Origin of the sequence: Sphingomonas sp. ID1715, from assembly GCF_013044515.1 — a bacterium.
Lineage (GTDB): Bacteria > Pseudomonadota > Alphaproteobacteria > Sphingomonadales > Sphingomonadaceae > Sphingomonas_B.
Genome location: NZ_JABEPR010000008.1, coordinates 64,029 through 79,467 on the forward strand (window position 1 = coordinate 64,029; position 15,439 = coordinate 79,467).

General features: G+C 63.7%; 10 protein-coding genes and 1 pseudogene. 8 read left to right on the forward strand and 3 right to left on the reverse strand.

What is annotated here, in order from left to right; translation table 11 throughout:
* Positions 1-2 precede the first annotated feature (2 nt).
* The 7 genes and pseudogenes from HJG53_RS16110 to HJG53_RS16140 all read left to right on the forward strand — a co-directional run.
* A pseudogene (locus HJG53_RS16110) lies at positions 3-2,135 on the forward strand (strawberry notch-like NTP hydrolase domain-containing protein); the annotation flags it as partial.
* 152 nt (positions 2,136-2,287) lie between these two features.
* Positions 2,288-3,520 (forward strand): site-specific integrase, encoded by a 1,233-nt coding sequence (locus tag HJG53_RS16115; RefSeq protein WP_008832423.1) that lies wholly within the window; start codon positions 2,288-2,290, stop codon positions 3,518-3,520.
* Positions 3,517-4,872 carry a tyrosine-type recombinase/integrase gene (locus HJG53_RS16120; RefSeq protein WP_171132319.1) on the forward strand — a complete coding sequence of 452 codons (1,356 nt, stop codon included), beginning with the start codon at positions 3,517-3,519 and terminating at the stop codon, positions 4,870-4,872. The genes HJG53_RS16115 and HJG53_RS16120 overlap by 4 nt, the downstream gene beginning before the upstream one ends.
* On the forward strand, positions 4,869-5,873 hold the full coding sequence (locus HJG53_RS16125; RefSeq protein WP_060977020.1) for a site-specific integrase: 1,005 nt from the start codon (positions 4,869-4,871) through the stop codon (positions 5,871-5,873). The genes HJG53_RS16120 and HJG53_RS16125 overlap by 4 nt, the downstream gene beginning before the upstream one ends.
* Positions 5,874-6,317: 444 nt before the next feature.
* Positions 6,318-8,051, forward strand: a complete 1,734-nt coding sequence (locus HJG53_RS16130; RefSeq protein ID WP_254447839.1) for a strawberry notch C-terminal domain-containing protein — start codon at positions 6,318-6,320, stop codon at positions 8,049-8,051.
* A gap of 112 nt (positions 8,052-8,163) precedes the next feature.
* A complete protein-coding gene (locus HJG53_RS16135) occupies positions 8,164-8,862 on the forward strand; it encodes a hypothetical protein (protein WP_019054340.1) in 699 nt (232 codons plus the stop codon).
* Positions 8,863-9,067: 205 nt separating this feature from the next.
* Positions 9,068-9,586, forward strand: a complete 519-nt coding sequence (locus HJG53_RS16140) for a hypothetical protein (RefSeq protein WP_019054342.1) — start codon at positions 9,068-9,070, stop codon at positions 9,584-9,586.
* 34 nt (positions 9,587-9,620) lie between these two features.
* Here the strand turns inward: HJG53_RS16140 and HJG53_RS16145 are convergent, their stop codons facing one another.
* Entirely contained in the window at positions 9,621-10,403 is a 783-nt protein-coding gene (locus HJG53_RS16145; protein ID WP_019054343.1) for a hypothetical protein, read from the reverse strand.
* A 253-nt stretch (positions 10,404-10,656) separates the two neighbouring features.
* Here HJG53_RS16145 and HJG53_RS16150 point away from each other — a divergent pair, with 253 nt between their 5' ends.
* A complete protein-coding gene (locus HJG53_RS16150; protein ID WP_019054344.1) occupies positions 10,657-11,325 on the forward strand; it encodes a hypothetical protein in 669 nt (222 codons plus the stop codon).
* Positions 11,326-11,521: 196 nt separating this feature from the next.
* On the opposite strand, the gene HJG53_RS16155 is transcribed toward HJG53_RS16150, so the two are convergent.
* Positions 11,522-13,018: a hypothetical protein gene (locus HJG53_RS16155; RefSeq protein WP_019054345.1), complete on the reverse strand. Its 1,497-nt coding sequence runs from the start codon at positions 13,016-13,018 to the stop codon at positions 11,522-11,524.
* Between the two features lie 2 nt (positions 13,019-13,020).
* Positions 13,021-15,372, reverse strand: a complete 2,352-nt coding sequence (locus HJG53_RS16160) for a hypothetical protein (RefSeq protein ID WP_019054346.1) — start codon at positions 15,370-15,372, stop codon at positions 13,021-13,023.
* Between the last annotated feature and the right edge of the window lie 67 nt (positions 15,373-15,439).

Below are 15,439 nucleotides of genomic sequence, written 5' to 3' on the forward strand. Positions count from 1 at the left end.
CAATGTCCGATCTCTTCGATACCGCCACCGCGGCCGAACGCCGCGCGGCCACGCTTCTCGTCGACCGTCTCCGCTCCAGCGACCCGATCACGAGGGCGGACCTCAATGCGGCCATGGTCGAGGGCTATGGCGGGACGGACGCCGACGGGCTCTGGACGCAGCGCGACAGCTTCGAGATTCTGGAGCACGCGCTTGCCCATCACCTCCAGTTCGGGCCCTATCCCCTGCGCTCGCTCGATGACGTTGCGTCCGCCTGCGATCTGCTCGACCGGCTGCCGACGCAGACCGTGCGCAGCGAGGACCAGATCGAATGGCAGCAATTCTCGACGCCCGTCGATCTCGCTGCCGTCGCGGTTCTGCTCGCCAATATCCAGAACGATGACGTCATCCTCGAGCCGAGCGCGGGCAACGGACTCCTCGTGGCACATTGCCGAGGCTTCGCCGCCCTGCAGCTCAACGAATACGCACCGGCTCGCCGCGCGCGCCTCGCCGACGTTTTCCCCGACGCGGTAGTCACCGGCCACGACGGTGCGACGATCAATTCGAGCCTGGCCGCGGCACCGCGTCCCAGCCTGATCCTCATGAACCCGCCTTTCTCGCGCTCGGTGGGGCTCGGCGCCGACGCCCATGCCGCCGTGCGTCACCTTCAGGCAGCGCTTCGCCGGCTGCGCACTGGTGGGCGGCTGGTCGCCATCATGCCTGACTGGTTCGGACCCAATGCGCGCATGCGTGACCTCTTCGAGACCACGCTGCGCGATGTGACCGTGCGGACCTTGGTGCGGCTCGAGAAATGCTATCTGAAGCACGGCACCAGCATCGCGGTCCGGCTCTTCGTCATCGACAAGGTTCCCGGGACAACCATCCCCGCGACAATCCAGCGCACCTCGATCCGCGAACTCATCGGCGCGCTCTCGATCCATGAACGCGGGATGCTCGGCACCGCGGCCGCGCCCGCCCCGAAGCGATCGAGCAGTCCCTCGCTGTTCCGCGCCATGAAGAGCAATCGCGCGCAGCCACGGCCCTATCACGCTCCCGTGCGCAACAATGTGCTGCCGGTCGACTACATGTCGCTCGACACGCCCGCGCCGCTGCTCGACCAGGTCGGCGTCTATCTTCCCTATCGCCCGAGCCGCATCACCTTCGACGCCGCCGGCGAACATCCGACCGCGCTTGTCGAATCGGTCGCGATGGGCTCGATCGCCGCCCCGATCCCAGCTTACATCCCGAGGCTTCCCGAGCGGACCGTCTCCGAGCGCCTGCTATCGGCTTCGCAGCTCGAGACTGTCGTCTATGCCGGCCATGCCTGGGACCAGTTCCTGCCGGGCAAGTTCAGGCCCGCCAAGGAGGGCGTCGGTCTCGAGGAAGCGAACGACGGACGCGCCTACCGCATGGGCTATTTCCTCGGCGACGGCACCGGGGCGGGGAAGGGCAGGCAGGTCGCGGCCTGCATCCTCGACAGCTGGCTTGCGGGTCGGCGCCGCAACATCTGGATCTCCAAGAACGAGGCGCTGCTCGAAGACGCCCGCCGCGACTGGACTGCGCTCGGCGGCCTTGCGGCCGATATCCAGCCTCTCGCCAACTGGAAGATCGATCAGGCGATCCCGCTCGAACAGGGCGTGCTTTTCGTCACCTATCCCACCCTTCGTTCGGCACGCGGCGACCATAGCCGTCTGCAGCAGATCATCGACTGGGCAGGCGACGACTTCGAAGGCGTGATCGGTTTCGACGAGGCCCATGAAATGGGCGGTGTCGCGGGAGGCGAGGGCGCGCTCGGCAAGAAGGAGGGCTCGCAGCAGGGCATCAGCGGCGTGCTGCTCCAGAACCACCTGCCCGAGGCACGCGTGCTCTATGCCTCGGCGACCGGCGCTTCCGACGTCAACAATCTTGCCTATGCCGTGCGGCTCGGCCTTTGGGGACCCGAAACGGCGTTCAGCAACCGCGAGCAGTTCATCCAGGGCATACGCAAGGGCGGCATCGCGGCGATGGAACTGGTGGCCCGCGATTTGAAGGCGCTCGGCCTCTACACGTCCCGCGCGCTCAGCTTCGCCGGCGTCGAATATGACATCCTGCGCCATGAGCTGACCCGCGAACAGATCGCGATCTACGACGCCTATGCCGATGCCTGGAGCATCTTATGCGCAGCTGCGCATAAGATGCCTTATCACGAGGTCGCGATAATGTGAAGGAACGCGGCAGCGACGTGGATTCTCCTAATGCGGGGCGATGTTGCTGCGCATTATTTTGATTGCGAACCTCGGCGGTCTCTGGACCAGCTGAGGATAAAAGCATGTTGAAATTGCACGACGAGTTGATCGCCGAACTCTCGAATTTGCTCACGACGCAGAATTATAACCCGGTGGTCGTAGCGAACCATCGCCTGTACGCCCGCGCGTTTCTCGATTATCTGGCCGAGTGCGGCGTGCAGGTGGAAACTGTGACGCTGGCGCAGGTCGATCAGTATCTTGCCTATGCAGTTCAGGATTTCGAAGCCCAGTACGGGCGGCCTCCCTGTGCGCGCTGGCAGATGTTGCCCCGCACATCGATCAACAAACTGCTCCGGCTTGCCCAAGGCAAATGGCCGCCCGAGCCAGAGATGACCGAACCGGAAACCGCGTATCGGCAGGCGATCTGCTGCGAATACGAGGCATGGCTGCGCGACGAGCGCGGTCTGGCAAGCGCTTCCATCTCGGCGCTTCTGTGGGAGGCACGGAACTTCCTGCGATGGCAGTTCGAACGGGGCGGGGCCGCCAGCCTCGACACCTTGAGCATCGGGGAGGTCGATCTCTACATGGACATGCGCGCCCCTGGATTACGGCGCAAATCATTGGCCGATGTCGCTGAGCGGCTCCGGTCGGTGGTGCGGTATCTGCATCGGACGAGGCGCATCCCGATGGATCTCACGCCGCACATCATCGGCCCCATGCTCTACGCCTATGAAGACGTGCCCTCGACGCTGGACAGGCGCCAAATCGCCGCGGTGCTGGCGGCGACGAAGAAGGATGGATCGCCGCGGGGACTGCGCGATTTTGCGGTACTTCAACTGCTTGCCACATATGGGTTGCGCGAAGGTGAGATCTGTCGCCTTCGGCTTGAAGACGTGAACTGGCGCGGAGAAGCCCTGCGTATCCGTCACACCAAGACCAATGCGTACTCCTACTTGCCGCTATTGGCGCCCGTTGGTGAGGCGCTCCTCGACTATCTGCGTAATGGGCGCCCCCAGGTTGAGGGGCGGGAAATCTTCATCCGGTCCTGCGCGCCCTATATCGCAATGACAAACCTGTATGGCATGATCCGCGGGCGGTTGTCAGCCGCTGGCGTCGAGCCGCCGGGAAAGCGAGGAGCGCATGTCTTTCGCCACGCGCGGGCGGTCGAAATGCTGCGGGCGTCGGTCCCGCAAAAGATCATCGGCGACGTGCTCGGACATCGATCCACCGAATCCACCAACGCCTATCTCAAGCTGGCGACAGATGATCTCCGAGCCGTGGCGCTCGACGTGCCCGGATCGGAGGTGCTGCCATGAGCGCCTGGCACGATCCCGATCGCACGGTCATCGACGCCTTCCTGGAAAAATCGCAGTTCCGGCAGGGAAGCAGGCCGACTTATCGCTGGTTCCTTCGCAGCTTCGAGAATGTAGCCCAGCGTCATCCGGCGGTCGACCGGCAGATGCTCGAAGTCTGGCTGAAGGAAATGGAAAAACGTTGGCGAATGCCGACGCTGCTCAACCAGGTCTGCATTGTCGATCGCTTCCTCGACCACCTCGTCGAAATCGGGCTGATCGCAGATAATCCCGTTGCCGTGCTTCGCCGTCAATACAACGTCAAACAAAGCAAGCCGATCTGGCGAGCGCTGGCTTCCACAAATCCCGACGGAGCCCTGGCCGCATTGCGACGCCCCGCGCCCTTCGGCAGCTCGCTGGGGGACTTCATGCGTGAGCATGTCGCGTTGATGCGGAGCCGGGGGTATCAGTATGAGACTCAGGCTCACTGGTTATTGCGGTTCGATCGGTTCCTCCAGGCGACCCCGGAACTGACAGGGGCATCGCTTGAGACGATGCTGGCGCGCTGGGCAACTGCCAAGCTGACCCGCAATCACGCGGCTGAATGCCAGAAGCTCGGGCGCCTCCTGACTAAGGCGCGGTATCGCCTTGATCCCAGCATCCCACCGAAACGCTTCAACGCCCGTCCCGAGCGGGAAGTGGCACGAGAGCATCGACGACCGCACATCTTCAGCCCGGCCGACGTTCGGCAGATGCTCGACGTTGCCCGCTCCTATCCGTCGCCGGACGCGCCGCTGCGGCCGATGGTTCTCTACACCATGGTGGTTCTGGCCTATTGTGCCGGACTGCGCCGTAGTGAACTCGCCGGGCTCGATCTGGGTGACGTCGATCTTCAATCAGACACGATCACAGTGCGGGAAACGAAGTTCTACAAGACCAGGATATTGCCGCTAACCGGCAGCGTCATGGCCGAATTACGGGCCTATATCGATGCAAGGCGGCGCGCTGGCGCCCCACAGGATCCTCGGTCCGGGCTCTTCTGGCACGAGCACTTCAATGATCGCTATACCCCGGTGACGGTCTCAACGATGATCACCAACGTCATGCGCCGTGCCGGGTTCAAGGCCCCGACCGGGCGGACAGGGCCGCGTGTTCATGACCTGCGCCACTCGATGGTCGTGAACCGGATCCTTCAATGGTATCGATCCGGCGTCAATCCGCAGGACAAACTGCGCTTCCTCTCCACCTACATGGGCCACCGGGACATCAACTCCACGCTGGTCTACATCACCGTCACGCAGGACCTGCTGCAGGAAGCAAGCGAGCGGTTCCGGACCGTCGGCGCCCGATGCCTCACGATGGAGGCGCGGTCATGACGAAGGGCAATCTCTTCCCCGCATTGTTGCGGGCGTTCTTTCAGGAATGGTTGGCTGAGCAACGCAGTGCATCTGTCCATACGATCCGGTCTTACCGCGACACCTGGCGGTTGTTGCTTCGGTTCATCGCGGAGCGAAAGGGCGGCGGGGTCGCGCGGATCATGCTGGCCGACGTCTCGGCCGGAGAGGTTCGCGCGTTCCTCCACCACACCGAGCATGGGCGCAGGGGCACGATCGGTACACGCAACTGCCGGCTCGCCGCGATCCGCAGCTTCTTCAGCTTCGTGGCTGACAAGGATCCCGAATACATCGCGCAATGCGCCGAGGTCCTGACCGTCCCGCTCAAGCGGGAGCCTACCGTTGCACCCTGCTATCTCGAGCCGGAGGAGGTCGAAGCGATCCTTGCTCAGCCCGACCGGTCGACAATCGAGGGAATGCGCGACCACGTGCTACTCTCGTTCCTATATAACAGCGGCGCGCGCATCCAGGAGGCCCTCGACCTCTGTCCCGAGGCGATCCGGTTCGACGCACCGAACTTCGTGCGTCTTTACGGCAAGGGTCGCAAGGAACGTATCTGTCCACTCTGGCCGGAAACCGTGACGTTGCTCAGGAAGTTGTTGGAACGTCACCCGCGCGCGCCAGATCAGCGGATCTTCGTCAATCGATATGGTGAGCCGCTGGGCGCCTCGGGAGTGCGGTTCAAACTCGCCTCCTATGTAGGAAAGGCGTCAGAAACCGTGCCGTCGCTTCGGTCCAAAAATGTGACGCCGCACAGCTTCCGGCACGCGACTGCCGTTCACCTTGTCGCTGCCGGGGTCGACATCACCGTCATCCGCAGTTGGCTGGGACACGTCAGCCTCGATACGACCAACCACTACGCACAGGCCAATCTGGAGACCAAACGAAAGGCGCTCGAGCAGGTAGGGGCGCCGGCGGCGAGCAACGTGCCACCTTCGTGGAAACGAGAAGCCAGCCTGATGGAGTGGCTCGATGCCTTGTGAAATAATGTGAAGGACGTGGCGAAATGCTCAGCAGCTTTGCGGGCCTTCGCCACGTTCCTGCGCATTATCGCGACCTCGCGATAAGGCATCATCCACCGCAACATGGAGCATGCGCTCGAACTGACCGCGGTGGTCGACGGGCTCGAAAATGCGACCCTCAACAGCGGGGCGAAGGCATCGGCGCGCTCGCGCTTCGAGTCGACCAAGCAGCGCTTCTTCGGTCAGCTCCTCCTCTCCATGAAGCTTCCGACCGTGATCGCGGCGGCGAAGGCCCATCTCGCTGCCGGGCAGTCGGTGGTCCTTCAGCTGGTGACGACCGCGGAATCGATCCTCGACCGGCGCCTTGGCGACCTCTCTCCCGACGAGCGCGCGAATTTGGAGATTGATCTGAGTCCGCGTGAGTACATCATCGATTACCTCGAGCGCGCATTCCCGACCCGTCAGATGCGCGTGTTCAAGGACGACACGGGCACGCCGCGTTCTCTGCCGATGGTGAATGACGACGGCCACCCGGTCTACAATCCCGAGGCTCAGGCCGCGCGCGATGACCTCATCGAGAAGCTCTGCGCCATGCCGCCGATCATGTCGGCGCTTGATGCGCTGCTCGAACATTTTGGGCACGACAATGTCGCCGAGGTCACGGGCCGGACAAAGCGCCTCATCACGGTAAGCGACGGCCGCCAGAAACTGGAAAGCCGCTCGGCGCGCACCAGCCAGGCCGAGGCCGCTGCCTTCATGGCCGGCAAGAAACGCATGCTGGTCTTCTCTGACGCCGGCGGCACGGGGCGAAGCTACCACGCCTCGCTCGACGTGATGAACCAGGAGCAGCGCGTCCACCTTCTGCTCGAGCCCGGCTGGCGCGCCGATCGCGCGATCCAGGGCCTGGGCCGAACCCACCGCACGCACCAGGCGACCACGCCGCTGTTCCGGCCGGTGACCACTGACTGCAAGGGCGAGCTGCGCTTCACCAGCACGATCGCACGCCGTCTCGACAGTCTCGGTGCGCTGACGCGCGGCCAGCGGCAGACGGGCGGGCAGGGGCTCTTCGACCCGGCCGACAATCTCGAGAGCGAATATGCCTGCGCGGCGCTCCTCTCCTGGTTCGACCTGCTCGCCGCGGGCAAGCTTTCGAGCACGACGCTCGACGATTTCCAGCACCGCACCGGGCTCGAGCTTTGCGACAAGGACGGCGTGCTCAAGGACGAGATGCCGCCGATCCAGCGCTGGCTCAACCGCATCCTGGCCCTGCCGATCGCGCTGCAGAACAGCATCTTCGACGAGTTCCTGTCGCTGATCGAAACCCGCGTCTCGGCCGCGCGCGAGGCGGGACGGCTCGATGTCGGCGTCGAGACGATCCTCGTCGACAAGGCGACCCTCCTCGACGACGTCGTACTGCGGACCGATCCCCGCACCGGCGCGACCTCGCATCTTCTCACCATCGAGATCGCGCGGCGCCGCAACCCTGTTTCCCTCGAGCGCATCCTGAGGATCGCCGACGGCGATGCCAGCGCCGGTTTCATGATCAACCGCAAGTCCGGCAAGGCGGCGCTCAGGACGCGGGCGCGCTCGCTCATGGAGGAGAAGGAAGGCACGCCGATCCCGCGCGTCGAGATGATGCGACCTACGCGCAACGAATATATGCGCGAGGACGATCTCTACGAATCCTCCTGGGAGGAGGTGACCCGCGAGGCCTTCACGGCGACCTGGTCGGAGGAAGTGGACATCGCCCGGGAGACGGTCGACAGCGAGACGATCCGGTTGGCCACGGGGCTGCTGTTGCCGATCTGGTCGGCACTTCCGAGCGATCACATGGCGGTCAACCGTATCGTCGACGGGGAAGGGCAGTCCTGGCTCGGCCGTCTCGTCTTCGACGACCATGTGCCCCAGCTCTTCACCAAGCTCGGGATCGATCGGTCCGATACGCTGCCGCCCGACGCGGTCGCGAAGGCGGTGTCCGCGGGCCGCAGCGTCGACGTGTCGCATCCGTTCCCGCTCACCATCAAGCGCTCGGTCGTCAACGGCTCCCAGCGGATCGAGCTCGTCGGCTGCCCGCACGACCGTCTGCCGTGGCTCAAGTCGATCGGCTGCTTCACCGAGATCATCCAGTATCGCACGCGGATGTTCGTACCCATGGCGACGGCGGAGGCGGTCCTGGGGAAGCTACTCGAAGGAAGATGACGGCGCTCGGAGACGCTGCCTAAAGTATGTGGGCCGGGATGGTCTGTCTTGTCTCATTGGGCTAGACCGAGCAGGGCCGTTTCGGGGGAAACCATTGCGCATAATTTCTTTTTTGATTGCACTCGGCCTGTCGCTGCCGGCCATGGCACAGACCCAGGCGCAGCAGGACCGACTAAACCGCGTGGGGCAGTTCGTCGTGACGGCACCCATGTGCGAAAGACTCGGCATGAAACTCGACCCGGACTTGCCAGTGAAGGCGGAAGCCGCGCTGAACGCCGAGACAGCGGCCTGGGCGGTCGCGCCCGCGACGGTGGCGCGCTTGAAGGGCGAAGCGATCAACCGTCAGAGCCGCATGCTTGCGACTGATCTTCAATCAGCGGCCGACGGCGCGAAAACCGACGCTCAGCTCCGCGACCTGAAGCATACACTTTTGGGCTATGGCCGCACGTGCATGGAGGCGTCCGGCGAACCTATCTTCTCTTCCCTCATCGTTCCGCCACCCGGCTTCAATCTCGAGACCGCAGCGACCGAACTAACGGACAGCATGCTGGAGGTCGGTGGCCTCGCGAGTTGGCAGACCCCGCAGATCCAGGCACGCGGTGATCTGATGATGCTGGCCGGCACCTGCCGGTCGAAGATCGGAGCCCTGCGGTCGGACGCTCTGGTCAGGCAATATGGCCAGTCGGATGATCCCCGCGTTCGGGACTACTATTCCAAGTCATTCGACGAGGGTCTTTCCGATCCTTCCACGATTGGCACTCTAGCTGGCTGCAACAGGGCGATCGCTGCCTATCGCGCCAGGATACGGTGACTCCCGTGCTGCGGCGACGATCCATCGAGTTGCAGATGCACGATTATATCCGTTCCGTCATTGTGGAGCGGCATCTGTTTTTTGTGCTGAAGCGAAAAGCCGCCTGCTCACCCAGTTCGACGATATCGAAGGTGAAGCTGAACGCTATCAGGAGGATGCCTGGCAAGCGGCTATTAAAGCGCCCTATCATGGTGAAGAGCCCGATATGGGCGACATCGCAGATGCGGTGACGAGTGATGCCGCCGGACATTACATGTTGCTCGATGAGATGCGCAAACAGGTCCGCCTCGCCACCACGGCCGCCATGTTCCATCAGTGGGACAAGGAGCTGCGCGAATATCTCGCCAATGAATTCCGGCACTATGTCGATACGAAATGGATCGACAAGAACATCTGGAACGCCAAGACCATCGAGATTTTCGACATGTTTGGCGAGTTTGGATGGCAGGCAAAGCAGCAGGCTTTCTACCCGCAGATCGATGCCTGCAACCTCGTCGTGAACGTCTACAAACATGGCAAGGGTGCCGCGCTTACCCGCCTGCACAAGGCCTATCCGCACTTTATGAGCAAGCTCGGCGTCCAGTCGTGGACCGGCACGCTCTATCTCGATTATCGGTGGCTCGAAATCACTGACAGCGACTTCGACGATTTCGCGGGCGCGTTAGAGGCGTTCTGGCGAGCCATGCCGGAGCGTCTTGTTTATCATTCCCCAGATGTTGATTGACCTACCTTGTGCGCCCCGGCTGCGCTGCCGGAGATCATGTTGAGACCGAGGGGATATTTGGACGCGAGGCTATATTTCTCGACCATAGCCGCCTCCGCGTCATGCGCTTCCCGGCGAGAGAGCCGGTGGCACAAATGGTGGTAATCAGCCCCGCTAGCTTGGGCCGATCGTCGGCCCTGCCGGTGCGCTCGGCGATCCGCGCATCGATCAGCGCGTTGAGCGTGCGCGCGAAAAGGCGTTTGGACGCTGTCGCGACTGCCGCGCGGGTGTGTTCGTGGAAACGGATGTTCCAGCCCCGCTTGGTGATCCCGTAATATAGATAGGCCTCCCCCTCGCTGGTCAACAGCGTGTGGAGATAGAGCGTGTAAGTGCACGCGAGAGCTGGATTCCCGTGCAGAATTGCGCGCATCGGCAGTTCGACGCGCATGGCGACGTCGAGGAGAGGCGAGACCATGCTGAGGAAGACGGCCGGCGCGACGCCCGCCTCCCGCGCCTCTTTGAGGATAGCCGCAGTGTGTGCTGTCTTTCCCTCGGCGTTCGCCGCCTCTCTTACATCGGCGATGATCCGCCCGCCGGGATAAGCCGGGCAAGCCCCGGCCTGCAGCCCCCCTGCGCGAACCCAGGTTTCGACCTCGGCGACATAGCCGCTGGTCTCGTTGAAATGGACGAGGACATCGTCCAGCACTTCAGCTGACCGGAGCGGATTGAACGTAAGGCCGCGCGAGAGGTGCATGAGCGCCACTGGGTCGACGAAGCGAAGTTGCCGCCCGAGTTCGGCGGCGGCAGGCCAGTCTGGTTTGAACGCAGGGCTGAACATTCGACGTCCTTCAGCTACGCAGGTTACTTCCATGGTCGAACCCGGCGGGTCACGGGCTGCTTTTGTAAAACACTGTAAAATTACAAGAAATGAGGACCGGCGCGTAGCAGTAATGGCAGATATGATCTATCTATCTCAATGCGCGCAAATAACGATAATATAGCCGGGAGAACATGCCGTGACGGACGTGGTTTCCTCGTCTGTTGGCGAGGCTCGCCCATACATAAGCCCGGACAGCGAGATCGTCCGGGAGATGCGCTCGATACGGCGCACCATCGACGAAGCGCGCTCCGCCGGCACCCTCGACCCGCTCTTCGGCTATCTCTATGCGACCATCGAGCGGCGAACCCCAGCGCAGATCCGGACCGAAGCTGCATGCGGTCCGCGCTGCGCCTGGTGTTGTCACACGCGCGTCGCGGCGACCGCACCGGAAATCCTGTTCCTCGCGCGCAGCCTTCCCGCCGGGGTCGTGGAGGCCGTTCCCGCATTGGCCACGCGGCGCCGCGACGGCTGGGATCGACCGCTGCTCGAGAGCCTGGCGCCCTGCGCGGTTCTCGCCGATGGCCTTTGCACCGCGCATCCGAGCCGGCCGATCGTATCCCGCACCACCGTGTCGCTTGACGCCGAGCAGTGCCGGATTGCCACGAGCAATCCCGAGGAAGCCGTTATCCCCTCCGTGCTGGCGTCGGTCGCCCTGCGCGCGGTTTACGAGATCGCGCTGCAGGGCGCGCTGCTCAACGCCGGCTATGCGGTGGACCGGTTCGATCTTGCCACTGCGCTCGCCGATGTAGTCGCGGCGCCGGATGCCGAAGCCGCCTGGCTCGCGGGCGGCGATGTCTTCCCTTCAGCGCTCAGGATCGAGCAGGAAGCCTATCTGGACGAGCCGCTGAGGCTTGCCTTCTACGAGGCGGCGTTCGGCTGAAGCCCGACTTTGCGCGCTGCCGGCATGAGCTGGCGGCACGCCCGTACCTCATAAAAAGAGCCTGCCCGGTAAGGACCGGACAGGCTTGGAAGTGGGAGGCCGCCGAAACTTTCGACTCGAAGGCCCCTCGGGTCGCAGCAACATTGTATCGCAGCGCGCATCCATTTCCTTGCACGGATGCGACACTAGCGGCTCTCTAGAGTCGCCTGCACTCGACGAGCAGGCTGGTGGCTGTCTCCAGCCGGTCCGGCGTCGGCTCCGGCGGATTGCCCTGCCGGGTGGTGCCCGGCGTCAGCGTCCATCCGCCCTCGTCCATGACAATCCGCAACCGCAGGATCGTCTTGCCCCGATTGCGTGCATCGGCAAGGCCTCTTCCTACCGACCAATAGGCGTGCTGAGCCATGATCCAGATCTCGAGCATGTGGCAGACGAAACCGGCCGGCGTCAGCTCACCCCAGCCTTGCGCCTCCCGCTTGGCCCGGCTCAGGGGCAAGCGATCCGGATTTTCGAACGGATGACCCTGGTTCGGCGCTTCCCGCAGGCAGAGCGCGAGGGCAGCGACGATAGCGGCTGGAAGCTGGTCCTGGTCACGCAAGACTCCCTGCAGGGCGCGAAGACGTTCCACCGGGTTGGTTGCGTCCTTTGATGCGAGAATCCAGGCTTCGGCACTATCCGCCAATGACTTCTTATCGAGAGCGCCGATGAAGGCCCGGGCCAGTTGTGTCGTCGAGCGAGGACCAGGCAGGAGTGCGCCGATCGTCCAATAAAACATGCCTTCGAGGGCAAGACGGAACAGTTGGCGGATTTGCACCGCGCGCCATTCGTCCGCTGCCAGGGGGCGGTCACTCGCGCTGTCCCAGGCTTCGGCGCGATCGGCCATCCGAACCCTGATGTCCTCGTAGGTGGCTTCCTCGTCGTCGAGATTCGCATAGGCCGCCTGGACCAGCGCGACACCCTTCTGACGGGCTGGAGCTGCCCGTTCACCGCCGAGCCTCGTAAACATGGCCTTCGCCTCCGCGGCGCGAGGCTTGTCCATCGTCCAAAGCTTGCCCCAGCGCTCGGCATCCGCGCGCCTGACGACCACGTTGCCGAAGCGGTTGAACGCCTCGTGGCCCAGCTCCGCCCCGAAACCTCTTTCGAAGGCGTCGAGCACCGGGTCGAGGGAAGCATCGGGTTGGAATATGCCTGCCGCGCCCTCGACCGGGATCAGCCAGCCCATGGTGCGCAGGCTCGGCCCGTAGTTCAGCGGCGATATGAAACCTGTCGAATAGCGTCGCATGTTGCGCCGGGCTTCCCATTCCTCACCGCCAAAACGATACTGCTTCGCGTCCAGCATCGGCCGCATGGCTTGCGCCCCCGGAATGTCCGCACGCGGGTCGATCAGGAACTGTGACCACGCGTAGATAGCCTCGATCCGGTCGACGAAATCGCGCATCTCTTCGGGCTTTGCGCTCTGCCGCTTTCCCCGCTCCAGAACATGGCGCACCCTCCGCCAGGCCCAGGCCATCAGGGTGTAGGGACGGATGTGGCTTGCCACATTGTTGAGGTCCGGCAGCACCCGGTCCATCAGGCCGAAGTTGATCTGCCTAAGGCCCAGCGGGTCTACCCCGCCGAAGTTGATCTTGCTCCTGTCGACCGCGCGAGCCTCGCCAGCGGAGCGCGCGGTATCGAGGAGTTCGTTCAGATCCGTCATCGTCAGCAATCCCGATTGATGAGGATTCGGCCGCAGCAGGTGCTGAGACCCCGCAACCGCAGATCTTCCCCGGCCGCCAGAGGCAGGCGAATGTGGCACCGCGGGCAGGAGGGTCTGAAGGAGTCGAGTACCGTCAGTTTGGCGTATGACGAAGGATCACGCAGCGCCCGCTCTAGATTGGGCCAGTGCGGCGATGACCTCAGGCTATCGTAACCGACATGGGGGCCACGGCCATCGCCAGCGGCAAGATAGGCGTCGATCTGCTCACCCATGGTCCTTGCCGTCAGGACCTCGCCGAGGAAGCTGTCGAGGTCGACGCCCGATCCCAGCAAATCCATGAATGCCGGTATTACATCCGGAGTGACGGAAAGGCTTGCCGGGTCGATCCCGCGGCGCAGGAAATAGCGACGTGCCCGGATCGCATTGTCGTCCCGGCGATCAGCTGCGTGATGAAGGAGAATGGAGGCGATGGCGATGTCGCTTTCGGGTCCGTCAAGCGCAACGACGTGCGCAAGCACCTTGTCGAGCCAGAGTTGCACCTTGCCCGGCGCCGGCCTGATCCGGTCCGCCAGGAAATGCGATAGCGACAGAGCCATGAGCGCGTTGCGGCCCTCCGCCTCGGGCGCCAGCATGGCCGTCAGGAGCTCGTCGAAGAGTTGCAGCGACCGATGGTTCGCCGCCTCCTCCGATCGCGCCCGCTTTTCCCGGTCCTTCTCGTCCTCATCGTCGTCGTCATCGGTCTCGCCGCCGCCGCCCCAGGGTCCGCGCGACTGTCTGAAGACGGCACGGATGAGGGCCATGGAATGGCGCCAGGCGGACGTTGCTTCGCCGTCGCTCGCTCCAGAAAATGACTGTGCGCCAAGGCCAGCCGCCTTAAGGTCCGCGAGCGTTACCGCTCCTTCGCTCTCATTGGGTCCGCCGGTGCTTCCCCCGCCGCCAATGCCCAGCGATGCCGGCATGCGGCTCGGATCCTCACGAAACCATGCCAGGATGGCGGCAACGTCCGTCGGTGTCTCCGTGCCGGCGAGCATCGCCATGAGGCGGGGCGCGATCGAACCCGTGCGTCGGATCAGTTCGAGGGCAGCCGCGATCGACACGAAACCCTCCCAGCGTCTGCCGTCCTGCTCAAGCCCGAGGATCAGGCGACCATTCTCCCAGCTTTCGAACTCGATTCGCGGTGCATCGACCTCGAAATGGCCGTCGTCGGAAATCAACACCGAGCCCAACATGTGGGATCCCCTGGGCGTTCGCAGGACGGCGTTTGCGCTCCCGGAGAGTCTGGGCGCGAGCGTTCGGCCGGTTATCGTTTCGCCTTCGAGCGATGCGCCCAGGACCCCGACCGCGGATGCCACCGCGTCATTCTCGTCCTGCTCGTCGGCCGGCAGTCGTGCAGGGGCCGTCGCCGGCGCCGTCACCCAATAATTCTTGCTGCCTCGCTGAACGCGCAGCACACCGGCTTCGACGTTTCGGCCGAACAGTCCGGCATGCGTCACATTGGCGCTGCCGCTCAGAACGAGGCGGCCTTTGCGGCACACCAGTTCGATCGATTTGGCGTGAAGCGGCCTGTCATCCTGGCCGAACGCGTCGGCGGCATCGATAGCCTTCCACCTCTTGCCACCCTCGAAGGGCCAGGCGTTCGAACCCTGGCCGCGGACCGTGCCTGCGCGGTGGGCATGGAGATGCGCTTCATCGATCTCCAGCAGCGCCGCGAGCGCATTCAACCCCTCGGCGCGAAGATCGTAATAGGGCGAAACAGCTGTCATGCGCGTCACGCCGCCCAGATCTTCCGCATAGAGCGCCAGTTGTTCCGCAATAGGCGCGTCGAGGCTGTGGACCATGCGAACATTGCCCGGCCGCGGCTGTCCTTGCGCCGACCGGCGTAACGACGCAGCGATCGTCTCGCACGCCGGTCCCGCTGTCGTGATGATCTGAGCGGAAGCCGAAATCTGTCCGAAGAAGTCGGCCGCATCGTCGAAGGCGTCCGCAGCGAAACTAGGATGGAGATGCTCGACCAGCTCGAGATTGCCGCCCCAGCCCGCGAAGGTCAGATTTCCCGATCCGACGAGCAGATGAGCATCGTCCTCGCTGAAAAGTGCGCAGACCTTCGCGTGGAAAACGCCGTGATTGGTGCAGGCAACGGGTTCGATTTCATAGTCGCGGCCGACCCTGCGCGCCCCTTCCTCGCTCAAACCGGCACGCACGCCCTCAGGATCGGCCAGAACAAGAGCATTGCGCCCGCCGCCACGCAGCAAAGCGTCGAGAAGCACCGCCTCGAAGAAGGATAGCGAAAGCGCATAGGTTGTGAAGGCAGCGCGCTTCCACGGCGCGGCCGAGATCAGATCGAGCGGATTCACGTACACCCCCTGGACCAAGCCTAACCATCGACCAGTTCATCGACAGTAAAAATCGAAGCTTCCGCAG

Bases quoted from the DNA above. Each gene is read 5' to 3' on its own strand.
- HJG53_RS16140 (WP_019054342.1), top strand. From the start codon at position 9,068: ATGGGCGACATCGCAGATGCGGTGACGAGTGATGCCGCCGGACATTAC.
- HJG53_RS16120 (WP_171132319.1), top strand. From the start codon at position 3,517: ATGAGCGCCTGGCACGATCCCGATCGCACGGTCATCGACGCCTTCCTG.
- HJG53_RS16155 (WP_019054345.1), bottom strand. From the start codon at position 13,018: ATGACGGATCTGAACGAACTCCTCGATACCGCGCGCTCCGCTGGCGAG.
- HJG53_RS16115 (WP_008832423.1), top strand. From the start codon at position 2,288: ATGTTGAAATTGCACGACGAGTTGATCGCCGAACTCTCGAATTTGCTC.
- HJG53_RS16145 (WP_019054343.1), bottom strand. From the start codon at position 10,403: ATGTTCAGCCCTGCGTTCAAACCAGACTGGCCTGCCGCCGCCGAACTC.
- HJG53_RS16130 (WP_254447839.1), top strand. From the start codon at position 6,318: ATGCGCGTGTTCAAGGACGACACGGGCACGCCGCGTTCTCTGCCGATG.
- HJG53_RS16150 (WP_019054344.1), top strand. From the start codon at position 10,657: ATGCGCTCGATACGGCGCACCATCGACGAAGCGCGCTCCGCCGGCACC.
- HJG53_RS16125 (WP_060977020.1), top strand. From the start codon at position 4,869: ATGACGAAGGGCAATCTCTTCCCCGCATTGTTGCGGGCGTTCTTTCAG.